Origin of the sequence: Janthinobacterium saanense, from assembly GCF_014200675.1 — a bacterium.
Taxonomy (GTDB): domain Bacteria; phylum Pseudomonadota; class Gammaproteobacteria; order Burkholderiales; family Burkholderiaceae_D; genus Janthinobacterium.
The window spans coordinates 143,145-169,975 of the sequence record NZ_JACHCI010000005.1 but is presented as its reverse complement, the minus strand read 5'-3'; the positions used below and the strand labels follow the sequence as shown (position 1 = coordinate 169,975).

The 26,831-nt window shown below is 61.8% G+C and carries 24 protein-coding genes; 15 read left to right on the top strand and 9 right to left on the bottom strand.

Annotated features, from left to right (window positions below; translation table 11 throughout):
* Positions 1–8: 8 nt before the first annotated feature.
* Positions 9–2,804, bottom strand: a complete 2,796-nt coding sequence (locus HDE72_RS09910; RefSeq protein WP_183739751.1) for a TonB-dependent receptor — start codon at positions 2,802–2,804, stop codon at positions 9–11.
* Positions 2,805–2,824: 20 nt separating this feature from the next.
* Entirely contained in the window at positions 2,825–3,826 is a 1,002-nt protein-coding gene (locus tag HDE72_RS09905; protein ID WP_183739748.1) for a MurR/RpiR family transcriptional regulator, read from the bottom strand.
* Between the two features lie 201 nt (positions 3,827–4,027).
* Here HDE72_RS09905 and HDE72_RS09900 point away from each other — a divergent pair, with 201 nt between their 5' ends.
* Both HDE72_RS09900 and HDE72_RS09895 read left to right on the top strand, forming a co-directional pair.
* On the top strand, positions 4,028–5,164 hold the full coding sequence (locus HDE72_RS09900; RefSeq protein ID WP_183739745.1) for a succinylglutamate desuccinylase/aspartoacylase family protein: 1,137 nt from the start codon (positions 4,028–4,030) through the stop codon (positions 5,162–5,164).
* Between the two features lie 29 nt (positions 5,165–5,193).
* Positions 5,194–6,582: a YfcC family protein gene (locus HDE72_RS09895; RefSeq protein ID WP_183739742.1), complete on the top strand. Its 1,389-nt coding sequence runs from the start codon at positions 5,194–5,196 to the stop codon at positions 6,580–6,582.
* 71 nt (positions 6,583–6,653) lie between these two features.
* Here the strand turns inward: HDE72_RS09895 and HDE72_RS09890 are convergent, their stop codons facing one another.
* The 3 genes from HDE72_RS09890 to HDE72_RS09880 all read right to left on the bottom strand — a co-directional run bounded on the left by HDE72_RS09890 (position 6,654) and on the right by HDE72_RS09880 (position 7,874).
* Entirely contained in the window at positions 6,654–6,857 is a 204-nt protein-coding gene (locus HDE72_RS09890; protein WP_183739739.1) for a hypothetical protein, read from the bottom strand.
* A 203-nt stretch (positions 6,858–7,060) separates the two neighbouring features.
* Positions 7,061–7,510 carry a GNAT family N-acetyltransferase gene (locus HDE72_RS09885; RefSeq protein ID WP_183739736.1) on the bottom strand — a complete coding sequence of 150 codons (450 nt, stop codon included), beginning with the start codon at positions 7,508–7,510 and terminating at the stop codon, positions 7,061–7,063.
* Positions 7,511–7,670: 160 nt separating this feature from the next.
* Positions 7,671–7,874 (bottom strand): hypothetical protein, encoded by a 204-nt coding sequence (locus HDE72_RS09880; RefSeq protein ID WP_183739733.1) that lies wholly within the window; start codon positions 7,872–7,874, stop codon positions 7,671–7,673.
* A 272-nt stretch (positions 7,875–8,146) separates the two neighbouring features.
* On the opposite strand from HDE72_RS09880, the gene argH reads away from it, so the two are divergent.
* Complete coding sequence (gene argH / locus HDE72_RS09875) at positions 8,147–9,544, top strand: argininosuccinate lyase (RefSeq protein WP_183739728.1); 1,398 nt, start codon at positions 8,147–8,149, stop codon at positions 9,542–9,544.
* Positions 9,545–9,607: 63 nt separating this feature from the next.
* Here the strand turns inward: argH and HDE72_RS09870 are convergent, their stop codons facing one another.
* Entirely contained in the window at positions 9,608–10,228 is a 621-nt protein-coding gene (locus HDE72_RS09870; protein WP_260176597.1) for a hypothetical protein, read from the bottom strand.
* Positions 10,229–10,924: 696 nt separating this feature from the next.
* Here HDE72_RS09870 and HDE72_RS09865 point away from each other — a divergent pair.
* The 12 genes from HDE72_RS09865 to HDE72_RS09810 all read left to right on the top strand — a co-directional run bounded on the left by HDE72_RS09865 (position 10,925) and on the right by HDE72_RS09810 (position 22,858).
* Positions 10,925–12,712 (top strand): M4 family metallopeptidase, encoded by a 1,788-nt coding sequence (locus HDE72_RS09865; RefSeq protein ID WP_183739721.1) that lies wholly within the window; start codon positions 10,925–10,927, stop codon positions 12,710–12,712.
* 258 nt (positions 12,713–12,970) lie between these two features.
* Entirely contained in the window at positions 12,971–14,164 is a 1,194-nt protein-coding gene (locus tag HDE72_RS09860) for a type II secretion system F family protein (protein WP_183739718.1), read from the top strand.
* Positions 14,165–14,202: 38 nt separating this feature from the next.
* Positions 14,203–15,858 (top strand): GspE/PulE family protein, encoded by a 1,656-nt coding sequence (locus tag HDE72_RS09855; protein ID WP_183740159.1) that lies wholly within the window; start codon positions 14,203–14,205, stop codon positions 15,856–15,858.
* Positions 15,845–16,627 (top strand): hypothetical protein, encoded by a 783-nt coding sequence (locus HDE72_RS09850; protein ID WP_183739715.1) that lies wholly within the window; start codon positions 15,845–15,847, stop codon positions 16,625–16,627. The genes HDE72_RS09855 and HDE72_RS09850 overlap by 14 nt, the downstream gene beginning before the upstream one ends.
* Entirely contained in the window at positions 16,618–17,172 is a 555-nt protein-coding gene (locus HDE72_RS09845; RefSeq protein ID WP_183739712.1) for a hypothetical protein, read from the top strand. Before HDE72_RS09850 ends, HDE72_RS09845 begins: the two co-directional genes overlap by 10 nt.
* Complete coding sequence (pilO, locus tag HDE72_RS09840; RefSeq protein ID WP_183739709.1) at positions 17,160–17,777, top strand: type 4a pilus biogenesis protein PilO; 618 nt, start codon at positions 17,160–17,162, stop codon at positions 17,775–17,777. Before HDE72_RS09845 ends, pilO begins: the two co-directional genes overlap by 13 nt.
* Entirely contained in the window at positions 17,774–18,307 is a 534-nt protein-coding gene (locus HDE72_RS09835) for a hypothetical protein (RefSeq protein WP_183739706.1), read from the top strand. The genes pilO and HDE72_RS09835 overlap by 4 nt, the downstream gene beginning before the upstream one ends.
* On the top strand, positions 18,304–20,196 hold the full coding sequence (locus tag HDE72_RS09830) for a general secretion pathway protein GspD (RefSeq protein ID WP_260176595.1): 1,893 nt from the start codon (positions 18,304–18,306) through the stop codon (positions 20,194–20,196). The genes HDE72_RS09835 and HDE72_RS09830 overlap by 4 nt, the downstream gene beginning before the upstream one ends.
* Positions 20,193–20,663: a type II secretion system protein gene (locus HDE72_RS09825; protein ID WP_311735210.1), complete on the top strand. Its 471-nt coding sequence runs from the start codon at positions 20,193–20,195 to the stop codon at positions 20,661–20,663. The genes HDE72_RS09830 and HDE72_RS09825 overlap by 4 nt, the downstream gene beginning before the upstream one ends.
* Before the next feature lie 5 nt (positions 20,664–20,668).
* Positions 20,669–21,058 (top strand): type IV pilin protein, encoded by a 390-nt coding sequence (locus HDE72_RS09820; protein WP_260176594.1) that lies wholly within the window; start codon positions 20,669–20,671, stop codon positions 21,056–21,058.
* Positions 21,045–21,587 carry a type II secretion system protein gene (locus HDE72_RS09815; protein WP_260176593.1) on the top strand — a complete coding sequence of 181 codons (543 nt, stop codon included), beginning with the start codon at positions 21,045–21,047 and terminating at the stop codon, positions 21,585–21,587. The genes HDE72_RS09820 and HDE72_RS09815 overlap by 14 nt, the downstream gene beginning before the upstream one ends.
* Before the next feature lie 47 nt (positions 21,588–21,634).
* Positions 21,635–22,858 carry a M24 family metallopeptidase gene (locus HDE72_RS09810; RefSeq protein WP_183739701.1) on the top strand — a complete coding sequence of 408 codons (1,224 nt, stop codon included), beginning with the start codon at positions 21,635–21,637 and terminating at the stop codon, positions 22,856–22,858.
* A gap of 1 nt (position 22,859) precedes the next feature.
* On the opposite strand, the gene paaZ is transcribed toward HDE72_RS09810, so the two are convergent.
* The 3 genes from paaZ to pcaF form a co-directional block, all read right to left on the bottom strand.
* A complete protein-coding gene (paaZ, locus tag HDE72_RS09805) occupies positions 22,860–24,911 on the bottom strand; it encodes a phenylacetic acid degradation bifunctional protein PaaZ (protein ID WP_183739697.1) in 2,052 nt (683 codons plus the stop codon).
* Positions 24,912–24,977: 66 nt separating this feature from the next.
* Complete coding sequence (gene paaY / locus HDE72_RS09800) at positions 24,978–25,592, bottom strand: phenylacetic acid degradation protein PaaY (RefSeq protein WP_183739694.1); 615 nt, start codon at positions 25,590–25,592, stop codon at positions 24,978–24,980.
* 22 nt (positions 25,593–25,614) lie between these two features.
* A complete protein-coding gene (gene pcaF / locus HDE72_RS09795; protein ID WP_183739691.1) occupies positions 25,615–26,820 on the bottom strand; it encodes a 3-oxoadipyl-CoA thiolase in 1,206 nt (401 codons plus the stop codon).
* Positions 26,821–26,831 lie beyond the last annotated feature (11 nt).

Sequence of the window (26,831 nt, the reverse complement as noted above, 5' to 3'; positions counted from 1 at the left end):
GATGGACTTTATTTGAAGCTGTAATTAGCCGAGGCATAAAAGCGCCGGCCACGTGGATCCGTGTAGCTGGGATCATAACCAGAGAGGAAAAAATACGCCTGGTTCGAATACGGCGGGCTGGTATTGAACAGATTCTGTATGCCCGCGCGCAGCTTGAACTGCTTGCTGACGGCATATGCGCCCGACATGTCCCAGATGGTATAGGCCTTCACGCGGTTGGCCGCCACCACGCTGCCATCGTCAGTATTGATGGCCGAGTTCTGGTCCTGGTAGCCACTCGAATAGGTATTCGACAGGCTGGCCGAATACGGGCCATTATCCCAATCGAGCGTGATCGTATGGCGCCAGCGCTGCACCACGCCTTCGGTCACGAAGGTGTTCAAATTGCTGATGAAGGTGTCGCCCGGGCTGGTCTGGATTTTCGAGTCCAGCACATAGGTGCCGCTCAAGTGGCCGCCGAAACGCCCCCACGCCGTTTTTATGCCATGCAGGTCGGCCGTGAAGTCGATGCCCGAGGCTTTTTGCGCACCGCGGTTTTCCTTGCGCAATTCGATGTAGTCGATCAGGCCATCGGCGTCGCGGTGCACCAGGTTGCCGTATTTGGCCAAATTGCCCAGGATGATGTCGTCGCCGATTTCGCTGATCAGGTCCGTGCGCTTGATATTCCAGTAGTCGGCACTGAGGGTCCAGCGCTCGCTCGGTTCCAGCACCAGGCCGGCCGAGAACTGGCGGCTGCGTTCCGGTTTCAGCTTGTCGTTGCTGTAGCGGCGCGTGTCCCAGTTATCGGCGCAAACGGAATAGTCATTATTCTCCGCAGCGCAATACACGGGATCAGGCAAGGTCGAGGTGCTGCTGTAGACCGTGGGACGGTGCAGGTCCGACATTGACGGTGCGCGGAAACCCTTGCCTGCTGAAGCCCGCATCAGCACCTGCTTGCTGGGCATATAGGTCAGGCCGATCTTGGGACTGAGGGCGCCGCCCACCTGCTGGTAATGGTCGTAACGGCCGGACAATTGCGCCTGCCACTGCTTGGTGAATGGCAGCAGCAATTCGCTGTAGATGGCCTGCACATTGCGGCTGTCGCTGGTGGCCATGCCGCCTTCAGGCGCCGCATCGTTGTTGATATTGTCGCTCATGAGCAGCGCGGAGGGACGGAACTCCGTGCGCTCGCGGCGCACTTCGCCACCGACGGCCAGCGCCAGGTCGCCGCCGCCCAGCGGCATCAGCGCACGCGACACCTTGAAGTCCAGCGAGTCCATGGTGCCGCGCGCATGGCGTACTTCGTCATTGACCTGGATGCTGTCGAGCAGCGCCCTGCCCGCAGCACTCGATGGCCCGAACGGATTGATGCGGCCATCGGCAATCCCTGCCAGCAGCTGGTCGTACAAGACGTAGCCGTGCGTATCCCTGTCCTTGACGGTGTTGACGCTGTGGTTCAGGCCCACGTCATAATCCCAGCCGCCCATGGTGCCGTTGGCGCCCACCACGATACGCTGGCTCTCGCTGGTCAGTTCGCTGGTGCGCATGCCCGCTTCGTTCAGGCGCATGCGCAGTTCCAGTTCGCGCCCCGTCGGCGTGCCATCGTCGTCCACGATGTTATCGAGGCCGCTATTGGCCAGCTGCGGAACCTTGCTGTAATCGATGTAGCCGATCACGCGCGCCGACGACCCTACGTAATAGCTGCGCGAGCGGCTCAAGGCGACTTCCGCATACAGCTGGTTGTCGGCATTGAGTTTCAGCACGCCGCGCGTGAGCAGGTTCTGCTTGTCCGTCTTTGGATACAGCTCCGTATCGCCCATGTAATCGTAGGTACAGGCATCGACGCCGCCCGTACCCTTGGGCAGATACAGATTGGCCGGCGGGGCGCAGTTGGGAATCGAGAGATTGATCTGGCGGTTGGTGATCGGCCGGCCATTGAGCAGGAAACCGTTGTCCTGCAAATAATCGCGCTGGTCGCCGGACAAACGGATATTGGCCGGGCTGGTAAAACTCGACAGCAAGTGTCCCAGGCGCTGCGGGATCTGCAAGTTGGGAATGAACTTGCGCTGCGAGGAGCTGAGGCGGTCCGTCTTTTGCAGGTCCACCACGGCGAAGATATTGTAGCCATCCGTCTCCAGGTCGCCCTTGCCGGCCGTGATACTGGCCGTGCGCTTGCCGGCGCCGCCTTCCTGCGTGCCGCTGCCATACACATTGAGCTCCACGCCCTGGTAATCCTTGCGCGTGATGAAGTTGATGACGCCGCCGATGGCATCCGTGCCGTACAGGGCGGAGGCGCCGTCGAGCAGAATTTCCACGCGCTGCAGCGCAGCGGCCGGGATGTTATTCAAGTCCACGCCGGCGTCGTCGCCGGGCGAGGCAAAGTTGGCCATGCGCCGGCCATTGAGCAGCACCAGGGTCGATGAGGTGCCCACGCCGCGCAGGTTGGCGCTGTTGAAGCCGCGCTGGTCGCCGCCTACGTTGATGCTGCCGCCATCGCTCAGGCCACCCACGTTGGCCGACACGCGCGCCATCAGTTCGGACGCCGTCGTCACGCCAGCCTTTTCTATATCGGCGCGCGTGATGACTTGCACCGGCAGCGCCGTTTCCGATTCCAGCCGCTTGATGGCCGACCCAGTGATTTCCACGCGCTGCAGTCTGGACGGCGGCACGACCGGCGCCGCCGGATCTATGGTCTGCTCCTGCGCCAATGCAGCACTACCGAGCATGATGCTCGCGGCTCCCAGCGCCAGGCATACGGAGTACGCCAATACCGACTTGCGCGGCGGATGGATGGATCGCCTGCCTTCTTGTTTTTCTGGTTGCATTCAAACTCTCCCGGAGTGTGTTAACCCTGATTTTTATATGGACTGCTTTTTTTCACTGCTTTGTGCTGCCTCACTGCTGTTTTTCTGGGGCCCTGCACGCCATGTTCGCCGCCATACAGATAGGCGGCGATGACATCGCTCAAGCGCGCCGCTTTTTCAACGTTGTCCTTGTTGGAGACCATCAGCGCCACGGCCAGCGCCTCTATCATGGCCAGCGCCGTACTGGCGCTGCTGGGCAAGACCGGGTGCGTGCTTTGCGCATACAGCGTGTGGTCGGCCAGTTCGGCCAGCGGAGAAGCGGGGGAATCGGTCAGCGCCACGATGCGGGCGCCACGGTCGCGCGCGAAGCTGGCCAGGCCGATGCAATCGAGCGTATAGCGGGGAAACGAGATCACCACCAGCACATCGTGCGACGTCAGGTTGACCAGGTGGCCGGCCGCCACTTCCGAGCCGCCTATGCCCACCACTTCCACCACATGCGGGCAAAAGGGCTGCAGATGCTGGACCAGCATGCCGGCCAGGTTGGCGGACAGGCCAAAGCCCATCACGTAGACGACCTTGGCGCGCGTGAGACGGCGCACTACGGCCTGCATTTCAGGCAGCGACAGGGCGCCAGCCGTGGCGGCGATATTCGCGGCCGCGTATTCCAGGCTTTCGGTAACGGGCGATGTGGCGCGGGCGCGACGTTCTATGGTGTGGCGCAGCTTGTCGACAGGCTGCAACAGCGCTTGCAGGGTTTCCGCCATGGCGCCGCGCATGGCCGAGTAATTCTTTTGGCCGATGTCGCGCGCAAAGCGGCTGATGGTGGCGGTGGATACCTGGCAGCTGTCGGCCAGTTCTTCGATGCCCAGCGCGGTCACGCGCATCGGGTAACGCAGCAGATGGTCGGCGATCTGCCGGTGCGACGCCGAGCCAGTCGCCAGCACGTGCATCAGCATCTGCCCCAGCGCCGATTGCGCAAACGCGGCATCGGGAGCGGACAGCGGCGCGGCAGCGCTGACTGAATGTGCAGGTGGCTTCATGACACGGCGGCCTCTTTTTATTTTGTGTTGCTGGCAGTGGAACGATATGCAAAAAACATGCGTCGGAATCCACTCTACGCATATCAAAAAGAAAACTCAACAACTATTTGTAAAAGGATTTTCATTGATTTACTTAGTGAAAATAATGCTACATAATCGACCGAAGTCCACCAACCATGCACCACTCCGGGGCACCAGACCATGCAAGTACACCAGCATCCCATCTCCACCGAACACGCCAGCGTTGCCTATCAATTGAGCAGCTTTCACTTCGGTGTGCCTGCCGCCGGCAGCCGCAGCGGCAAGAAGGTGTATATCCAGGCGGCCCTGCACGCGGACGAAGTACCAGGCATGCTGGTGTCCCAATTCCTGCGCCGCGAACTGCTGGCGCTGGAAGCGGCGGGCAAGCTGCATGGCGAAGTGATACTGGTGCCCGCCGCCAATCCCATCGGCCTGGCGCAAGCCATCCACGGCGCGCCGTTCGGCCGCTTCGACCTGTCGACCGGCATCAACTTCAACCGCGCCTACCGCCACGTGGCCGATGAACTGAAAACCACGCTCGCAGGCAAGCTGGGACAGGATGCAAACGCCAACGTGGCCTTGATACGCAGCCATGCACGCGGCGCCATCGCCGCCTGGCAGCCGCGCACCGATGCGGAAACCCTGAAAAAAACCTTGCTGGCGATGGCCATCGACGCCGACATCGTGCTCGACCTGCATTGCGATAACGAGGCTGCCCTGCACATTTATACGGGCACGCCGCTGGCGGCACGCATCGCTCCCCTGTCGGCGCTGCTGGGCGCGCGCGCCTTGCTGCTGGAACTGGCGGCCGGCGAAGAACCATTCGATGAAGCGTGCAGCCGTGTATGGTGGGATCTCGATGCGCATTTCCAGGGCGCTTATCCCATACCCATGGCCTGCCTGTCGACCACGGTGGAATTGCGCGGCGAAGTGGAAGTGAGTTATGCGCTGGCCGAACGCGATGCGCATGCGCTGCTGCGCTTCCTGGCCATCGAAGGCGTGCTGGAACTCGATGGCGCGCACGAGGCGCTGCCGGCACCGTTATGCGAGCCGACGCCGCTGGCCGGCGTGGAGCCGATACTGGCGCCGCACGCGGGCGTGCTGGTGTATCTGCGCGAAATGGGCGAGGTGCTGGCGGCCGGCGATGCGCTGGCCGACCTGATCGACCCGGTCAGCGGCGCGACGACGACTTTGCGCTGCAGCGTCGCTGGTGTATTCTTCGCGCGCAGCGCCCACCGCCACGTCTTGCGCGGCATGAATGTGGGCAAGGTCGCAGGCGCCATCGCCTACCGCGGCGGCAGTCTGCTCAGCCAATAAAAAGACAAGAAAAATACAAGATCGACGACATGAAAAAATTCAAGCTGCCCAATACCTTCGTCCTGCTATGCGGCATCCTGGCCATGATCGCACTGGCGACCTGGCTGGTACCGGGCGGGAAATTCGATACGCAGCTGGTCAATGGCAAGCACCTGATCATTCCCGGCACCTTCCATTACGTCAACAACCAGCCACAAGGGCTGGCGGCGCTGATGATGGCGCCCATCAAGGGCTTCGTCGACGCCAGCCTGATCATCGGTTTCATACTGATCGTCGGCGGCGCCTTCGCCGTGCTGCAAAAAACGGAAGCCTTCGACTCGCTGATCAAGGCCATCGCCAAGGCCCACACCAGTTCGCGCTTCGTGCGGGCCGCCATCATCCCCGTCTTCTTCACCATGTTTTCGCTGGGCGGCGCCACCTTTGGCATGAACGAGGAAGCGATACCCTTCATCCTGATCTTCGTGCCGCTGGCGCTGGCCCTGGGCTACGACACGATTACCGGCATATCGATACCATTCATCGGCTCGCAAGTGGGTTTTTCGGCCGCCTTTCTGAATCCCTTCAATGTGGGCATCGCGCAAGGCATTGCCGGCATTCCCATCTTTTCAGGCATAGGCTACCGGCTGATCGTGTGGGCCATCGCCACGTTTGTCAGCATCGTGTTTTTGATGTGGTACGCGGCGCGCATCAAGCGCCACCCTGAAAAAAGTCCTACCTACCTGCTCGACATCGAAAAACGCCGCGAACACACGATGGACCTGGACAGCTTTGCCGGCATGACGCGCACGCACAGCGCCGTGCTGTGGATCTTCCTGGCCACCTTGCTGACCATGGTGGTGGGCGTGGTCAAGTACGACTGGTTCATCGATGAAATCGCCGCCCTGTTTCTGGTGATGGCCATCGTTGTCGGCCTGGTGGGCCGGCTCGACATGGATAGCCTGGTAGCTGCCTTCGTGCAGGGCGCCAGGGATATGGTGAGCGTGGCGCTGGTGATCGCCCTGGCGCGCGGCACCATGATACTGGCGCGCGACGCGCAAATCATCGATACCATGCTGCACGCCCTGACGCCGCTGGTGGCTTCGTCGAGCCCCGTTTTCGCCGCACAAAAAATGTTCTTCATGCAGTCGGTGATCAACTTCTTCATCCACTCGGGCAGCGGACAGGCCGCACTGACCATGCCCATCATGGCGCCGCTGGCCGACCTGGTGGGCGTGACGCGCCAGACAGCGATCCTGGCTTTCCAGTTCGGCGAATTCACTACGCCGATGATACCCACATCCGGCATTACCGTCGGCGTGCTGGCCCTGGCGCGCGTGCCCTGGATTACCTGGGCCAAGTGGATGATACCGCTGCAACTGATTTATCTGGTGCTGGCATTGCTGCTGCTGATACCGCCGTGCCTGATGCACTGGCAGTAGCCCGTTCTGATTGCTTGTGCTACTACATCGTTACTGCTTACGGCAATGGCTTCTGTTACTAACAGCTTCGATTACAGGGCTACTTTTTCTGCTGCGCTCAAACGCTTGGCGCTGACATACACAACGTGCGTGGTGACGTTGTCGGCACTGGCGACGAGCGCGGAAGCGGCTGGCGCGGCGTGGAACTTCGGCACGGAGGCAGTGGCCAGGGTGGTGGCGCCAGCGATGGCGATGATGGCGACAAAGATGGCTTCCATGTTTTTAGCGATGTTCATGATGTGTTCCTTTAAATGGTTGTGTTGTTGTCCTGCGATGATGGAACTTTAGGCCAAGGTGCCTGCCATCACCACCGGATTGCGACAAAACGCGCCATTTGCGGGACAGAATGCAAAATAGCCATACTGGCCCTGCTTATCGGGATTTTCACCATCGCCTACCCAAAGAGACTACAGATACAGCGCCATCCAATGGCGCACGATCAAGCCTTCTTTGGCTGATAAAGATCCGGCACATAGCGCTCCATCAGGGCTGCAGGCCGCAGTGGTGGCGTAAATCCATACTGCGCATACAAGCCATGCGCAGTACTGGTAGCCAACATGAAACGGCGCAGGCCCTGCACATCGGGATGCGCCATGACGGTCTCCATCAGCCGCTTGCTATAGCCTTTTCCCCGGTGCTCTTCCAGCACATACACATCAACCAGATAGGCAAACGTGGCGTAGTCGCTGACCACGCGGGCGAACGCCACCTGGTGGCCATCGATATAGCCGCCAAAACAGAGAGAATGATCGATCGCGCGCTGCACGGTTGCCAGCGGTATGCCGATGGCCCATGTCGATTGCGTGCTGAGAAAATGGTGAATTGCAGGAACGTCGAGTTCCGTCTTGTCGCTGCTGACGTTCAAGTATGCGAGATTCAGATGAGACATGATGCCGGTCCGCCTGTCGTTGAAAACACGATCATCGGCGATTTTGGCTGTGCTGTCACCAGGGCTGGAAAGAACCGGGGGCGCCGCCCGTCCTGACTGCCTGTAAGAGTGTGGTGCTGCTACGTACTACACTTACTTCTGCTGCGATTGCCTTCATCGATTACAGGGCTGCTTTTTCTGCTGGGCTCAAGCGTTTTGCGCTGACATACACGGTGTGCATGGCGACGTTGTCGGCACTGGCGATGACGTTAGCGGTGGCTGGCGCGGCGTGGAACTTCGGCACGGCGGCGGTGGCCAGGGTGGTGGCGCCGGCGATGGCGATGATGGCAACGAAGATGGCTTCCATGTTTTTAGCGATGTTCATGATGTTTTCCTTTAAGTGGTGTGTGGTTTGTGTGCTGCGATGATGAAACTTTAGGCCAGCACCCCCGCAATCGCCACCGGATTGCGACCAAACGCACAATTTGCGGGACAGAATACAAAAAGCCGGGATGGAAGGCGCGCACCACCCGCGTGGCGCCGATTTGTCGCCTGCCAGCCCCGTTCCACCCTCTTCATCGCCCCGGAAAGCCCCTAAAAGCCCTACCGCAAGCCAACCTTGTTTATAATCGCCCTACACTAAAGGACCTCTTTCTCATGACTGATCAATTCTCCAAAAAGGGCGAAGCCTGGTCGGCCCGGTTTTCCGAACCGGTCTCGGACCTCGTCAAGCGTTACACCGCATCTGTATTTTTTGACAAGCGCCTGGCGCTGTTCGATATCGAAGGTTCGCTGGCCCATGCGGAAATGCTGCATGCGCAAGCCATCATCAATGCCGCCGACTATGCTGAAATCAAGCGCGGCATGGCGCAAATTTCGCAGGAAATCGCCAGCGGCCAGTTCGAATGGCTGCTGGACCTGGAAGACGTCCACCTGAATATTGAAAAACGCCTGACCGAACTGGTAGGCGATGCAGGCAAGCGCCTGCACACTGGCCGTTCGCGCAACGACCAGGTGGCGACCGATATCCGCCTGTATGTGCGTTCGGCCATTGATGACATCACCGCCCTGCTGGCCACCCTGCGTGGCGCGCTGACGGATCTGGCGGAACAGCACGCCGACACCATCATGCCGGGCTTTACCCACATGCAAGTGGCCCAGCCGATCACCTTCGGCCACCACATGCTGGCATATGTAGAAATGTTCGGCCGCGATGCCGAGCGCATGGCCGACACCCGCAAGCGCGTCAACCGCCTGCCGCTGGGCGCCGCCGCGCTGGCCGGCACGACCTTCCCGATCGACCGCCTGCGCGTGGCCAGGACCCTGGGTTTCGACGACGTTTGCCATAATTCGCTGGACGCCGTCTCGGACCGCGATTTTGCCATCGAATTTTGCGCCGCATCGGCCGTGCTGATGATGCACGTGTCGCGCATGGCTGAAGAACTGGTGATCTGGATGAGCCCACGCATCGGCTTCATCGATATCGCCGACCGCTTCTGCACCGGCTCGTCGATCATGCCGCAAAAGAAAAACCCGGACGTGCCGGAACTGGCGCGTGGCAAGACCGGCCGCGTTTACGGCCACCTGATCGGCCTCTTGACCCTGATGAAAGGCCAGCCGCTGGCCTACAACAAGGACAATCAGGAAGACAAGGAACCGCTGTTCGACACCGTCGATACCGTGATCGACACCCTGCGCATCTTCGCCGACATGGCTGGCGGCATCACCGTCAAGCCCGAAGCGATGCGCGCGGCGGCCCTGCAAGGCTACGCCACGGCGACCGACCTGGCCGATTACCTGGTCAAGAAAGGCTTGCCCTTCCGCGACGCCCATGAAGCGGTGGCCCTGGCCGTGCGCGCCTGTGTCGATGCCGGTTGCGACCTGGCCGACCTGTCGCTGGAACAGTTGCGGACCTTCTCGCCACTGACGCAGGCAGACGTGTTCGAGGTGCTGACGCTGGAAGGCTCCGTGGCCGCGCGCGACCACGTGGGCGGCACCGCGCCCCGCCAGGTACGCACAGCGATTGCCCGCGTACGCACACAGCTGGAAAAATAAGTGGAAAAATAAGCGGAGTCCACCCCGCAAACGCCCCGCCGCAGCCATGCGGCGGGGCGTTTTTCATTGTGCGGCGATTTTAGACAGCACCGAAAAAGCGGCTCCCGTCTGCGACGCTTCCAGTAGCAGGGTCAGTTCCGTATAGGTGCAGATGATGTTGATCAGGTTGATGCGATCCCAGGCCAGGCGCCGCAAAATGGCGTGATATACGCCCGGCGTGTAGCAGGTTTCAGGCGTCAGGTGCAAGGTCACGGCCGTCACCCGTTCAAGGCGTGCCAGCTCCTGCTCCTTACCGAAAACCGCTTCGACCAGCCCATGCAAAGTTCGGCTGCAAATCACCATCACCTCGTTGACACCCTGCGTCACGGTAATAAACGTGCCCCGTTGCGGAGCGGCCAGCGCCAGCAGCTGGCGCTGGCAGGCGTAGGTCTGGTCGGAATAACGGTAGGTAAAAATCATTAATTCACTGCGCGTGCTGAGCTCTCCCGCGCGGTGCGCCAGCACGACTTCGCCGCTTTTCTGCCGCGGCATCCGTTCGGCCAAACGGCGCAGCGCCATCACCACGGCGGCCTGGCCCACTGGTTTCCATAAGTCGCTCTGCAGCTGCGGCTGCAACTGGCGCGCCAGCTCTGACAGATTCAACAAGCCACGTCCCAGCCCCTCGCTGAGAAACGCCGATTCCATCACAATTTGTTCTACTTTAGTCGCTATCGAAAGCATAGTTGATGGGGCCGCTACCACCGGCGCACGCGCCTGCAGCCGGCATCCCTTCCTGAAAAAAAAGACGCACTACGCCAACGGCCATACCTGCAGGCATGACCGCACACTTTGAAAAACCCTTACGCGAAAAAGAACTGGACGGTAAAAGCTAGGAAGGCGGATGCAGCATCAATGCCGCTCCAGAGGGGAAATGATTAAAACCCGTTGCCGAAGACAGTAAGAACGTCATGTAAAACTCCCGATTTTTTCCCGATGCGCTAACGGACGCGGTCATTGCCGCGTACGCTTTTTTATATAGCATGTTACCTACAAGCAAGTAACACGAGTAGCTAGTGTAGATCGCAACATTTAAAAAAGGCAACAGTGTTTTACGAAAACGATTTGCTAGTGTTGCAACATATCCAAAACAGAATCTGCTGCTTGTGGCAGATCAAACCTTCAGCTGTTAATTATCTGGCAAATGTTCAATTCTTAACAAAAATCGGCGCCATGACCCATTTCTTAAAAATTTTGACATGGCTATCTTGGCAAGTTTAGTGTGCGCTACCCGGTGCGATCACGGTGGTGTGCCATCCGCTCGCCGCCGGATACACCGGGGTGGCCATCCAACAATTGCGGCCAGCTCATACACCATTTTCTAACCGATACCATGGAGCAGAAATGAATTTACGTTTGACAATAGTTGCCGCATCCATCGCCGCCCTGCCGCTGATGGCCATCACCTCGGCTACTGCCGCCACACCCTTGCCACAGCCCCTGATGGCCGCGCCGGTCAGCCTGGCTTCGCCGCAGGAAAACACCAGCCTGGTCAACAAACTGACAACGCAAGCGCGCAACCAGGGTTTGAACACTGAACATGGCTTTGTCATCGGCAACCAGCATCCCGGTGTCAGCGGCACGCGTATCAGCCGTGTACAGCACACTTACAAGGGTTTGCCCGTCTTCGGTTCGGAAACGGTCGTCGTCAGCAACGCAGCCGGCGACATCGTCAGCGAATCCGTGTCGGACCGCGCGTCCGGCCTCGGTAGCGGCAACGTCAATTCCGTCACCCGCAGCGCGACCACCGATATCAACACCACGCCAGCCATCAGCGCTGCGGCGGCGATTTCCATCGCCGTGAAAAGCACCGGCGTGCAAGCCATCGATCACGTGCCGCCACATGCGCAACTGCTGATCTACCCGGTCCTCAAGACGGTGCGCGTGGCCGGCGCCGAAGCCAAAGCGGAAGCTTCCCTGAACGCGCTCGACGTAGAAGACGTCGTCGATCACTATGAGCTGGCCTATCTGGTGGAAACCCGCATGATCAGCGGCAGCACGCCGGTGTATTACGACACCGTCGTCAGCGCCAAAGATGGCAGCATCCTGCGCCAGTGGAAAGCCCTGAAAACCGTGGTCGGCGTCGGCAAAAGCCAGTACAACGGCCAGGTGCCGATCAACACCACGCTCAGCGGCAGCACCTATACGCTGAAAGATTCCACGCGCGGCACGGGCGGCAAATTCGGCGCGATGGCCATCACGAATGCCAACCATGGCACCACCGCAGGCAGCGTGTACACCAACACCAGCAATACCTGGGGCGACGGCCTGCAATACATCAGCGGCGGCAGCACCACCAATGCCAATGGCCAGACGGCAGCCGTCAACGCCATGTGGGGCTTGATGAATACCTATGACACGCACAAGAATGTGCTGGGCTGGTCCAGCCTGGATGGCAATAATACGGCCACCTACATCGCTGCCCACGTCAACACGGCCTACGACAACGCTTATTACGATAGCAGCTGCAAGTGCATGTATATCGGTGACGGCGGCAGCTCGTTCAACAACCTCGGCTCGATCGACGTGATCGGCCATGAAATGGGCCACGGCATCACGGACGCCACTTCCCGCCTGGTCTACTCGCAGGAATCGGGGGGCTTGAACGAATCGAACTCGGACATCGCCGGCGAAATGGTGGAAGCCTATGCACGCGCGGGTGGCACCGGCAGCGTCATCCCCAACACGGGCAACGATTGGGTAATGGGCAAGGAGATCGCCAAGAATGGCCAGCCGCTGCGTTGGATGTACAAGCCCAGCAAGGATGGCAGCAGCCCGAACGCGTGGAGCAGCACACTGAAAAATCTCGATGTCCACTACAGCAGCGGCCCGAATAACCGCATGTTCTACTTCCTGTCGCAAGGCTCGAACGCCACTACCAGCAGCGACTACTACAGCTCCTACCTGAACAAAAGCCCACTGGCCATGACCGGTATCGGCAGTGACAAGGCTTACCGCATCTGGTTCAAGGCAGCCACCACCAAGTTCACCTCGACGACCAACTACGCCGATGCCCGCAACAAGGTCGTGGCGGCGGCAGAGGAACTGTATGGCGTGGGTAGCAAGGAAGCGACAGCCGTCAAGCGCGCGTATGCAGCCATTAACGTGGGCGCAGACGTCGCTGAACAGTAATTGATGGTGCAGTAAGCAGTAGCCTGTGCGGGTAGCCGGTCGACGCTGGCCGGCCACCCGCACACAATGATTGATTTTTTTACAATTGCAGTCTACTCTGGGGCAGCGCATGACAGTTGCTTGCTGCCGCTACCTGCGACGAATTGAACTTTTTTGGATTGTTCTCACCGATGCCTAATTCGATCTTGAGCGTACGCGCATTTCCCCATTCCGGCCTGTCCCTTTTCGTGATCACAGCCATGCACGCCTGAGCCGGCCATGCAGTTCCACCTCCAGGTGCAGGGCCCGGCCGGCAGCCAGGCGCTGGCCATCGATGCCGCCAGCGAGGCCGAGGCGATCCGCGCGGCCGTGCGTGGCGGCTGGCGCGTGCTGGCCGTCGACGACAGCCTGGCGCACGATGCAGGTGCACCGGCGCGGCCCGGCAAGCAAGGCTTGCACCTGCTGCAATTCAGCCAGGAGCTGCTGGCCCTGCTGGAGGCTGGCCTGAACCTGGGTGAAGCCATGGCCACCTTGCACAACAAGGAAACACGCAGCAGCGCCAGGGCCACCCTGGCGGCCATCGTGCTCACGCTGCAGCAGGGCCACAGCTTTTCCGACACCCTGGCCGGCTTCCCCGACATTTTCCCCGACATTTATATCGCCACCGTGCATGCAGCTGAACGCTCGGGCAACCTGCCCGAAGCGCTGGCCCGCTTCGTGTCTTACCAGCTGCAGTTCGACGCCATCCGCAAAAAGCTGATTTCGGCCGCCATCTACCCGTGCATGCTGCTGGTGGTGGGCGGCCTGGTGACCTTGTTCCTGCTCGGCTACGTGGTGCCGAAGTTCAGCGTCGTGTATGAAAGCTCGGGCCGCGAGATTCCCTGGATGTCGCAAATGCTGCTGGGCTTTGGCCAAACCCTGGCCGCCCATCCGCTGCTGTGCGCGGGTGCGCTGGCCGCCACTGTCGCCGCCATCGTCTTCGGCATCAGCAACCGGGCCATGCGCATGGCGCTGGTGTTATGGCTGCTGCGCCTGCCCGTGCTGGCGGAAAAAGCGGCGGAATTCCGTCTGGCGCGCTTCTACCGCGCCCTGAGCTTGCTGCTGCACGCAGGCATTCCGCTGCACAAGGCGCTGGCCATGGTGGCGCCCATGCTGCTGCCGGCCCAGCAGGAACAATTGGCGCAGGCACGCCGCGCGGTACAGGAAGGCATGCCGTTTTCCAGCGCGCTGGAACAGGCCAATATGGCCACGCCGGTAGCGCAGTCGCTGCTGAAAGTAGGTGAAAACACGGGCCGCCTGGGCGACATGCTGGAACGCTCGGCGAAATTCCACGACGAGGAATTCGCCCGCTGGGTGGACTGGGCTTCGCGCCTGCTCGAACCGCTGTTGATGACCATCATCGGCGTGGTGATCGGCGGCGTGGTGGTACTGATGTATATGCCGATCTTTGAACTGGCCGGGAGTTTATCTTGAATGCGCGCGAACCGGAACGGACCGTTATCGATGCGGCCATGCTGCGCCAGGCGCATGCCAGCGCACTGGCCCAGGGACGACCGCAAATGGCCGTGCTGCAGGAGACAAGCAGCCTGCCGCCCGAAGTTTTTTTGCAGCAACTGGCTACCCTGTTCCGCTATCCCGCCTGGACGATGGCCGAACTGCAAGCGGGCCAAGCCGCCTTTGCCCTGCTGCCCTACACCGATTGCGCCCAGCGCGACTGCGTGCTGATGCAGGCAGTGGCCATGGGCGCGCCGCCCGTGCTTGTCATCGGCAATCCCTTTGCGGACGATTTGCTGCAATGGGCCGATTTCGCCCTGCGCACGCCATTTACCGTAGCCTTGGCGCACCCGGACGACCTGGCCGCCTATTTGCAGCAGCAGGAAAGCGTGCAGCAGGCGATGCAGGAAATGCAGCACGGGGATGACGTGCCAGGACTGGACCAGAGCATCGAGGATATCTCGCTGATACGCATCAGCGAAGACAGCAGCCCGGTGGTGAAACTGGTCAATTCAACCATCTACGATGCGCTGAAATTCCAGGCTAGTGACATCCACCTCGAATGCGACGTGGCCAGCCTGGTCATCAAATACCGGGTCGACGGCGTGCTGGTGCAGGCGGGCCAGGTACAGGGACTGGCGATGGCCGAACAGATCGTTTCGCGCATCAAGGTAATGGCCGACCTCGACATCGCCGAGCGGCGCATCCCGCAAGACGGCCGCTTCAAGGTGCGCGTCAAAGGCGCGGAGATCGATTTCCGCGTCTCCATCATGCCCAATATCTTTGGCGAAGACGCCGTGCTGCGCCTGCTGGACCGCCGCGCGCTCACAGAAGCGGCGCAGGCGCTGCGCCTGGAAAGCCTGGGCCTGAACGAAGACGCCATCGAACAGATACGCCGCCTGGCCGCCAAACCGCACGGCATGCTGCTAGTGACCGGTCCCACCGGTTCCGGCAAGACCACCACCCTGTACGCGGCCATCACGGAAATCAATACGGGACGCGACAAGATCGTCACCATCGAAGACCCTGTCGAGTACCGGCTGCCGCGCGTGCTGCAAATCCCTGTCAATGAAAAGAAGGGATTGACGTTTGCGCGCGGCCTGCGCTCCATCCTGCGCCACGACCCCGACAAGATCATGATAGGCGAGATCCGCGATGACGAAACGGCGCAGATCGCGGTACAGGCGGCACTGACCGGCCACCTGGTGTTTACCACCGTGCATGCGAACAATGTGTTCGACGTGGTCGGCCGATTTTTGCACATGGGCGTGGACGCCTATAGCTTTGCTGCCGCCCTGAACGGCATCGTGGCCCAGCGCCTGCTGCGCCTCAATTGCGGTCATTGCGCCGTCGATGCCAGCGCCGAAGTGCTCGCCGATACGCAGCAGCTGCGCGACAGCGGCCTGTCCGCGCATCAGGTACAGGACTGGCAGTTCATGGCTGGCAAAGGTTGCGGCCATTGCCGCGGCACCGGCTACAAGGGCCGCAAGGCAGTCGCCGAGGTACTGATGCTCAGCGACGCCATGCGCGAAATGATTTGCACGCGCGCGCCCTTGAGCCAGATGAAGGAAGAAGCGGCGCGCAACGGTTTTCGCCTGGCGCGCGAGGCGGGCCTGGACCTGGTGCGGCGCGGTGAAACCACCTTGACGGAGCTTAATCGTGTCACTTATTGACCATACCCTGTGCCTGCACCTGGCGCCACAGGAACTGCGCGGCGTGGTGCGGCGCGCCGGACGCCCGCTGGCCGATAGCGCCTTCCAGCTGCCCATTGCCAATTCAGCCGCCAGCTGGGAAGTGGCGCTGGCGACCCTGCGCCAATGGCTGGAACAAAATAGCGGCACTGCAAAAAAACTGCCGCTGGCCGTCAGCCTGGCCAGCCGCTGGTGCGCCATGCAGGTAGTGCCATGGAGTAGTGCGCTGCTGGTCCGGGCCAGCGCACAGCGTTTTTTACAAAGCCAGTTTGGCGCCGTCTACGGTGACAGCGCGCGCGCCTGGCGCATGACGGCAGACGATGCGCCCTACGGCCAGCCGCGCCTGGCCTGCGGCATCGACACAGCGCTGCTGCAAGGCGTGCAGGATGCGGCCGCTGCGCACGGCCGGCGCTGTATCTCCATCGAACCCATCGTGGGCCCCGCCTGGCGCAGCATCGCCGCTGGCAAGCCGGCCGCCTTCGCCCTGGTGGAAGCAGGACGGCTGCTGCTGGCCACCAGTGGCAAAGGGCGCATCGCCGCCATCCACAGCCAGCCCTGCGCAGCTGCATGGGGCGAGGAACTGGAGCGGGCATGGCAGCGCTGGAGCTTGCGCACGCCGCAGCTCGATGTGATCGAACAGGTGGCCCTGATCGACTTGAGCGGCATGCCGCAAGACGGCATCCCGGCACGCTTCCAGCCCATCGCCGTGGCCGGGGCCGCGCACCTGATGCGGGAGGCCGCATGGGCTTGAGCCGGCTCGAATTCCTGCCGCCCGGCGCGGCGCAAACATATAAAGGCTGGCGCCTGGCACTGTGCCTGGCGGGCATCGCCGTCCTGCTGCCGGCTGCCCTGGGCTGGCTGGTGCAGTTCCAGGAAACGCGGCGGCTGGAAGCGCAACTGGCACAGCTACAACCCACACAGCCCGTGCGCGCGCCGCTGTCCGCGACCCGGCAGCGCGAGCGCGACATCGAATTGAAGCAGGTGGCCGCCGCCGTGCGCCAGCTTAATTTACCCGTCACGCGCCTGATCAAGACGGTGCAAGCGCCGCGCGACGTGCGCGTCGCCTTGCTGGGCCTGGACCTGAACGCGCAGCAGGGACAGGATGGCGCCAGCGTGCTAAAGATCGCCGCCGAGGCGGAAACGCCGCAAGACATGCTCAATTACCTGGCCTTCCTGAACCAGCAGCCGATGTTCAGTTCCGTGTACCTGCTCAAGCACGAGATGGGCAAGGATGCGAACGCGAATGCGCCGGCACATCCGTATCGTTTTCAGCTGGAGGCGCAATGGCGGCAATAAAACCCGTGTTCAAGGCCAATACGCCTGCATCGCACCGCCTGCAGTTGCGCATGCCGCCGCGCCTGGCCTGGGAAGCGGCCCGGGTAGGGCGCAAGCTGGGCTGGCCCGGCGCCATCGGCATCGCCTGCATGGCGCTGGCCGTCTTCGCCTTGCAGCAAGCTGGCGAACTGGGCGCACGCCTGCAGCACTTGACGGCGCAACTGGCGGTAGCGGCAAAACAGGCGGCGCTGCCGCAAGCGGCCACCAGGCTCGATGCCGATGCCGACAGCCTGGCCGCCTTCCACGCCTACCTGCCTGCGCACGACACCATCCCCGAGCAGCTGAAGGAACTGCTGGAAGTGGCGCAACGCACCGGCGTCACCCTGGCCAAGGCCGACTACAAACCGCAGGAAGACGGCAACACGGCCTTTTTGCGCTACCAGATTTCCCTGCCGGTGAAAGCGGAATACGCACAGCTGCAAGCCTTCATCGTCGAGGCGCTGCAAGCCGTTCCCACCCTGACCCTCGATTCCGTGCTGTTCAAGCGCGAACAGATTGAGGCGGGCGAGATCGATGCACGTATCCAGTTCATCCTGCTGGTGAAAAAGCCTGAGGCCCGGGCATGAAAAAAATCGTGCTCGGCACCGCCGCCGTGGCGACCCTGCTGGCCGCCATCTTCGCCCCCGAAGACGAGGGCAGCATCGTGGGCGCCGCCACCGCCACCACGCGCCGGATGGAGCGGGCGCCTGCGCCGGTCGTCATCGCGGCGGCTGCACCGGCGATCAATCCCGCGCTGGCGATTCATCCGCGCCGCAATCTCGATGACGATGAGGAAGCGGCCAGCCTGTTTACCAGGCAAAGCTGGCAAACGCCGCAAAACATCATGCCCGGCCAGCAGACGGTCCAGGCGGACGCATCGCCAGTAGCAGCCGATCCAAACGCGCCGCCACCCTTGCCCTTCCAGTTCCTCGGACGCTTTGTCGATGAAGGCAAGGCCGCCTACTTCTTGCAGGCGGGCGAGCGCAATGTGGTGGCACGGCCCGGCGACCTGCTGGACGAACGCTACCGCTTCGACGGCGTGGTGCAAGGTACACTGCAATTTACTTATCTGCCGCTTAACCAGAAACAGACACTCGCCGTAGGGGACCTCAATTGAAACCACGCACACCCGGCATGATCGCCCTGCTGCCTTTGTTATCCTTGCTGGCCGCCTGCGCCAGCAACTCGGCTTACGATCAAGGCCAGGCCATGCTGGGGGCGGGCCGCACGGAACAGGGGCTGGCCTTGCTGGAGCAGGCGGCGCAAGCCGAGCCGACCAACGCCAAATACCGCATTGCCGCCACCAATGGCAAGATGCGCGCGCTGAACAATCTGAATGGCCGCGCCGACGCGCTGCGCCAGCAAGGTTTGCTGCCCGAAGCGCAAACGCTGTACCGGCAGGCGCTGGCCATCGACGCCAGCAACGACGTGGCGCTGCGGGGCCTGGATGGCGTGGTGCAGGATGAACGCCACCGCAAGCAGGTAGCGGAGGCGGAATCGGTCTACAAACGGGGCGGCGAGGCGAATCTCGCGCAGGCACAGGAAACCCTGCGCCAGGTGCTGCAAGAGCGCCCCAGCCAGCGCGCAGCCTTGAGCCTGCAAAGCCGTATCAGCGACGAGCAGGCCAGGAACCGGCCGGCCGGCGGCAAGCTCGCTGCCGCCTACCGCAAACCGGTCACCCTCGAGTTTCGCGATGCGCCCCTGCGCTCCGTGTTCGATTTCATCAGCAAGGTGTCGGGCCTGAACTTCGTCTTCGACAAGGAAGTCGATCCCGGCCTGCGCGCCACCATTTCCGTGCGCGATACCAGCATCGAAGAAGCCATCGCCATGCTGCTGGGCGCGAACCAGCTCGAGCAAAGCGTCACCAGCGACAAGTCGATCACCATTTACCCGAACACGCCGCAAAAAGTGAAGGATTACCAGCAACTGGTGGTGCGTACTTTTTTCCTCGCCAATGCCGACGTCAAGACGGTAGCCTATTCCATCAAGACCCTGCTCAAGGCCAGGGATATCGTCACCGATGAACGGCTGGGCATCATCATGCTGCGCGATACGCCGGAAATGGTGCGCATGGCCGAGCGCATCATCAATGTGCAAGACCTGGCCGACCCGGAAGTGATGCTGGAAGTCGAGGTGCTGGAAGTCAAACGCACGCGCCTGATGGAGCTGGGCGTCCGCTGGCCGGACCAGGCCAACCTGACACTGGCCGGCATCGGCAATGGACTCGGTGGCCTGAAGGTGTCCGATCTGCGCCATATCAATGGCGACAATATCAACCTGGGCGTCGGCGGCGTGACGCTTAACGCCAACAAGACCGATAGCGACAGCAATATCCTGGCCAATCCGCGCATCCGCGTGCGCAACAAGGAAAAGGCCAAGATCCTGATCGGCGACCGGGTGCCCGTGATTACCGTCACGACCAACAATGGCGTCAGTTCGGACAGCGTCAATTACCTCGACGTGGGCTTGAAACTCGACGTGGAACCGAATGTCTACCTGGACGATGAAGTGGCCATCAAGGTCAATCTGGAAGTATCGAATGTGGTCAAGGAAGTAATCAGCAAGACCGGTACGCAGGCTTACCAGATCGGCACCCGCAGCGCTTCCACCGTGCTTCGCCTGCGCGATGGCGAGACGCAGGTACTGGCGGGCCTGATCAGCGATGAAGACCGGGGCACGGCCAACAAGGTGCCCGGCGTGGGCGAACTGCCCGTGCTGAACCGCCTGTTCGGCAGCCAGAAGGATGACGCCATGCGCAGCGAAATCGTGCTGTCGATCACGCCGCGCCTGCTGCGCAGCATCCGCCGCCCGGACCTGACGACGGCCGAATTCAATTCAGGCACCGAAACGGCCGTAGGTGGCCGGGCCAGCGTTGGCGGCGGGACTGACGCCGCCTCCGTGCCAGAGACTCCAGCGCGCGCCAGCTCGCCGATGACGGGCGGCGACGATGCGCCCGCAGCAATCCAGACCGTCACGCCGGCAGCCAATGTCAAGGGTGGCCAGTGAAACAGCGGGGATTTACCTTTATCGAGTTGATGATCACCCTGGCGATCATGGCGACCCTGGCCACGGTCGCCGTGCCGATGGCGCAGGTGGCGCTGCAAAGGGCCAAGGAACACGAGCTGCGCACGTCCCTGATCGAGATACGCGAGGCGATCGACGCCTACAAGCGGGCGTCGGACAATGGCCGCATCAAGCTGTCGCTGGGTGGTTCCGGTTATCCGAAAAAACTGGAAGAACTGGTCGAGGGCGTGCCCGACCAGCGCAGCGCCTCCAAACAAAACATGTATTTTTTGCGCCGCCTGCCGCGCGACCCGTTCCAAGCCAAAGAGAACGGCAATGCGGCTGACAGCTGGAGCCGCCGCGCCTACGCCTCGCCGCCCGATGATCCCAGCGAAGGCGAAGACGTGTTCGATGTCGCTTCACGCTCAACCAGGGTAGGCCTGAACGGCGTGCCGCTCAATCAATGGTGACTTCCATGCGTTTGTCATTCCCACGCCGCCAAGGCGGCTTTACCCTGGTCGAACTGCTGGTGGTGCTGGCGATTATCTCGCTGCTGCTGACAATCGCCATCCCCCGCTATTTCGGTTCGGTGGAAAAGTCGAAAGAAGTCGCGCTCAGGGAAAACCTGCAGGTGCTCAGGAGCGGCCTCGATAAATACTATGCCGACAAGGGGGAATATCCCTCCACGCTGGCCGACCTGGTAACCCACCATTATTTTCGCAGCGTGCCGCTCGACCCCGTCACGGAGTCCGCCACCACCTGGCAGCTGGTGACTTCGCCGAACGGCGACATCAGCGGCGTGGCCGATGTGCGCAGCGGCGCCAAGGGCAAGACGCGCGAGGGCATCCCTTTTGAACAGCTCTAGCCTCGTACGCCGCCCGAATGCACTGGGATTCGCCTATATCTGGACCCTGCTGCTGGTGGCTTTCATGGGCGTGGGCCTGGCGCTGGCCAGCGATCTGTACGCCACGGCTGCGCGGCGCGACAAGGAACGCGAACTGCTGTTCATCGGCCATGAATTTCGCAACGCGCTGGAACGCTATCATGCAGGCACGCCTGGCGATGGCCGTCCACGCTACCCATTGACCTTGCAGGAGCTGCTGCAGGATCCCCGCTCTGCAAACGCCAAACGCCATCTGCGCCGCCTGTATGCCGACCCCGTCACGGGCAAGGCGGAATGGGGCTTGCTGCTGCAGCAAGGGCGCATCGTCGGCATCCATTCCCTGTCGCCGCAACTGCCCATCAAGCAAGACAACTTCCTTGACGAAGACGCCAGCCTGCGCCACCAGCAGCACTACGCGGACTGGCAATTCACCTATCCGCACGACCTGGTGCTGGCACAGCCTGACGCGGCCGGCGGCGCGCCCAGCCTCAAACCGAAGACGCCAAACTGATATCATGCCCTCCTTACACATAGCGCATCAGGCATGAAGGAGCAGGCATGAACATAGGTGGCACTTCCATCGAACAGGCATTGGCGTCGCTGTCGGACATGACGGCCGGCATGACCCCCATCGGCAAGGACGAACACGCACAACGCATCGTCAAGGCGCAAACGTATATGCGCGAACAGGGCATCGCCGCCATCTACCTGAACGCGGGCGCCAACCTCACTTACTTCACGGGCACCAAATGGTATGCCAGCGAACGTATGGTGGGCGCCATCCTGCCTGCCAGCGGCCCGCTCGAATACATCGCTCCCGCGTTTGAAGAAAGTACCCTGCAAGGCTTCATGCTGGTAGAGGGAAAAGTCAATTGCTGGGAAGAGTATGAAAGCCCGTACCAGTTATTTGTCGATGTGCTGGCCCGCATGGGAATCCCGCAAAATACAGCCCATCGGCCACGCGTGGGCATCTGCGAAAGCGCCGCCTTCTTCATCTACGACGGCATCAAGCCGCTGGCTGCCGGTTACGCGCTGGAAAACGCGCGTACGGTAACGGCGTACTGCCGCAGCCGTAAATCAACAGCGGAAATCGCCCTGATGCAGCGCGTAATGGACATGACTCTGGCTGTACATGTGGCCACGGCCAGCATGCTGTACGAAGGCATCACGACGACCGAAGTGGAAGAATTCATCCAACGCGCACACCGCAAGGTCGGTGCGCCCCGCTCGTATTTCTGCATCGTGCTGTTCGGCGAAGCGACCGCGTATCCGCATGGCGTAAACTACGTGCAAACCCTGAAACCGGGCGACATGGTGCTGATCGATACGGGCTGCCAGGTGATGAACTACATTTCCGACATCACGCGCAGCTATGTGTACGGCACTATCAGCGAGCGCCAGCGCAGCGTGTGGAATAGTGAAAAGAAAGCGCAGGCAGCGGCGTTTGCCGCCGCCCAGCTGGGCGTGCCATGCGGCGACGTGGACCGCGCCGCCCGTACCTCCTTGGCGTCCGATGGCTTTGGTCCCGGCTACAAACTGCCTGGCCTGCCGCACCGCACGGGCCACGGCATCGGCCTGGACATCCACGAATGGCCTTACCTGGTCGGCAGCGACAGCACGCCGCTGGACGTGGGCATGTGCTTCTCGAACGAACCGATGATCTGCATCCCCGGCGAATTCGGCATCCGCCACGAAGACCATTTTTACATGACGGAAAATGGTCCCCGCTGGTTCACGCAGCCGGCGCACAGCATCGACGATCCGTTCGGCTTGAATAGCTAAGTTACTCGCGCTTCGACACCAGCGTCAGGATGTCGTAGCTGGCCACCAGTTCATCGTTCTGGTTGGTCACCTGAACATCCCATGCAACCACGCCCTGGCCGACACCGAAGACGTCCTTGCGGTTGCGGTCCACCTTGCGCTTGCAGGTGAGACGCGCGCGTATGGTGTCGCCGATGGCGACCGGGGCCACGAAGCGCAGGTTGTCCAGGCCATAGTTGGCCAGCACGGGCCCCACCCCCGGCGAGACGAACAGGCCGGCCGCGGCCGACAGCACGAAGTAGCCATGGGCGATGCGCTTGCCGAACTGCGATTCCTTGGCCGCAATTTCATCGAAGTGCATATAGAAGAAATCGCCCGAAATGCCGCCGAAGGCGACGATGTCTGCTTCGCTGACGGTGCGGCGGTGCGTGAGCAGGGAGTCACCGGTCTGCAAGTCTTCGAAGTGCTTGCGGAAGGGGTGGATAGGGCTTTCATTGACAGCCGCGCCCCGCACATATTCTCCCGTAATCGCCGCCAGCATGGTGGGCGAACCTTGCACCGCAGCGCGTTGCAGGTAATGGCGCACGGCGCGCACGCCACCCAGTTCTTCACCACCGCCGGCGCGGCCAGGACCGCCGTGTTTCAGTTGCGGCAAGGGCGAGCCATGGCCAGTCGAATCGACGGACGCTACGCGTTCCAGCACGTGCACGCGGCCGTGCGTGGCGGCCACCACCGGCACGGCGCGCGCAGCGATTTTCGGATCGCGCGTGACCAGAGTGCTGACCAGGCTACCCTTTCCGCGCGCGGCCAGGGCCAGCGCTTCGTCGAAATCGCCATAACCCATCATGGTGCTGACGGGGCCAAACGCTTCCACGTCATGCACCACGTCGTTGCCGTGCGCATCGCGGCACATCAGCAGGGTCGGCGAGAAGAAGCTGCCGTCTTGCGCGCCATCGCCCAGCGGATTAAAACCGTCGGCCGCACCGAACACTACCTCATTGCCCTGCGCAAGCATGGCCACTCTTTCAGCCACATCGCTTTGCTGCTCTTTCGACGCCAGCGCGCCCATACGCACGCCTTCGATGGACGGGTCGCCCACCACCACCTTGGCCAGGCGCTCGCGCAAGCGCGTGCCGACCGCGTCGAGCAAATGATCGGGCACGATAATGCGGCGAATCGCCGTGCACTTCTGGCCCGACTTGCCCGTCATTTCGCGCACGACTTCCTTGACGAAGAGGTCGAACTCCACATCGTCGGGCGTCACATCGGGCGCCAGGATGGCGCAGTTCAGCGAATCGGCTTCGCCGTTGAACGGCACCGACTGGGCGATCAGATTCGGGTTGGTGCGCAGCTTGGCCGCCGTGGCGGCCGATCCGGTGAAGGTGACGAAATCCTGGCCATTCAGGCGGTCCAGCAAGTCGCCGGTAGAGCCGATCACCAGCTGCAAACTGCCTTCGGGCAGCAAACCCGATTCATGCATCATGCGCACGACGGCCTGCGTCAGATAGCTGGTTGCCGTGGCCGGCTTGGCGATACAGGGCATCGCAGCCAGGAAGCTGGGAGCGAATTTTTCCAGCAAACCCCAGATAGGGAAGTTGAAGGCGTTGATATGCACGGCCAGGCCACCACGCGGCACCAGAATGTGGGTGCCGGCGAAACCGCCTTTTTTACCGAGCGCGATGGCCGGGCCTTCGTGCAGCACATTTGACGATGGCAGCTCGTTGCTGCCCATGCTGGCGTAGGCGAACAGGGTGCCCGTGCCGCCTTCGATATCGACCCAGCTATCGGCGCGCGTGGCGCCCGACAGGTGCGAGATCACATACAGTTCTTCCTTGCGCTCGACCAGGTACAGGGCCAGCGCCTTCAGGCGCGCGGCGCGCTGCTGGAAGTCGAGCGCCATCAAGCCGGGCACGCCCGTCTTGCGCGCATACGTGACGGCCTCGTCAAAATCAATTTTCTCCGCGTGCGTGTGATAAATCACGCGGTTGTTCAAGGCGCTGTGCAGCGGCACGGCGGCGCTTGCGCCCAGCCAGCGGCCGGCGATCAAGCTTTGCAGGGTGGATATATCAGCCATTCAATTCTCCGTTTGGGGGTCAGACCCGCCGGGTCTGACCCCAGCATTTAAGGTTTTGGGGTTCAATTAAGGAACGCCAGCGTTCTTATGCAGATGCAGCGGCAGCGCCGATTCAAAATTGAGGCGCTGGCGATCAGCCTCGACTTCCGTCAAGGCCTCCACCTCGCGCATCGTGTGCATGGAGCGCACGGCCAGTTCGTGATACTGGCGGGTGCCCGAGCTTTTCCATTTGATTTCATCGTCGGTCAAGGACCGCATCACCTTCGCCGGCGTGCCCACCACCATGCTGCGCGGCGCGACGATCATGCCCGCCTTGACGAAACTCATGGCCGCGACGATGGATTCCTCGCCGATGATGGCGTTATCCATCACCACGGCATTCATGCCGACCAGCGCATTGCGGCCGATGCGGCAGCCGTGCAGCACGGCGCCATGGCCGATATGGCCATCTACTTCCACTACCGTGTCGCAGCCCGGGAAACCGTGCATGACGCAGGTATCCTGCAAATTGGCGCCCTCTTCCAGGATCAGCCGGCCGAAGTCGCCGCGTATCGACGCCAAGGGGCCGATATAGCAGCGCGGACCGACGATCACGTCGCCGATCAAGACGGCCGTCGGGTGCACATAGGCCGATGGATGGACGACGGGTCTGACGCCATTGATTTCATAGACTTTGACCATGCTGTTCTCCTGTTGCGACTTTTTATACGCGTTCAATCACCACCGCAATCCCCTGCCCCACGCCGATGCACATGGTGCACAGCGCATAGCGCCCACCCGTGCGTTCCAACTGGTTCAAGGCAGCGATCACCAGGCGCGCACCCGAGGCGCCCAGCGGATGGCCGATGGCGATGGCCCCGCCGTTCGGGTTCACGTGGGCGGCATCGTCAGCCAGGCCCAGGTCGCGCGTGACGGCCAGCGCTTGCGCAGCGAATGCTTCATTGAGTTCAATCACATCCATCTGCTCGATGGTGAGTCCCGTTTGCGCCAGCACTTTGCGGGTGGCTGGCGACGGGCCGAAACCCATGATGCGCGGCGCCAGGCCGGCCGTGGCCATGCCCAGCACTTTCGCGCGCGCCTTCAGCTTGTACTTGTCCACCGCAGCGGCGGACGCCAGCAAAATGGCGCAGGCGCCGTCGTTGAGACCAGAGGCATTGCCAGCCGTGACAGTGCCATCCACTTTGACCACGCCTTTGAGCTTGGCCAGCATCTCCAGCGAGGTGTCGGGGCGCGGGTGTTCATCCTTCGTCACCATCTTCGGATCACCCTTTTTTTGCGGCACGGCGACGGGCACGATTTCGCGCTCGAACACGCCGGCAGCATGGGCAACCGCCCAGCGCTGCTGGCTGCGCAGGGCCAGGCCATCCTGGTCGGCGCGGCTGATGCCAAATTCGGCAGCCACGTTTTCCGCTGTCTCGGGCATGGTATCGATGCCGTACTGCGCTTTCATCTTGCCGTTCACGAAGCGCCAGCCCAGGGTCGTGTCTTCGATTTTCGCCGCACGCGAAAACGCGCTGTCAGCCTTGCCCATCACGAAAGGCGCGCGCGTCATGCTTTCCACGCCGCCGGCGATGATCAACTCTACTTCACCAGCCTTGATCGAGCGGGCGGCCAGGCCGACCGCATCCAGGCTGGAACCGCACAGGCGGTTGATGGTGTTGGCCGGCACGTCGACAGGCAAACCCGCCAGCAGTGCGGCCATGCGGCCCACGTTGCGGTTGTCTTCACCGGCCTGGTTGGCGCAGCCGTAATACACGTCGTCGATGGCGGCCCAGTCGACGGATGGGTTGCGCGCGATCAGCGCGGCGATCGGCAGCGCACCCAGGTCGTCGGCGCGCACGCCGGACAAGGCGCCGCCATAGCGGCCAAAGGGAGTGCGCACGGCGTCACAGATAAAAGCTTCGTTCATGGTCTATCCTG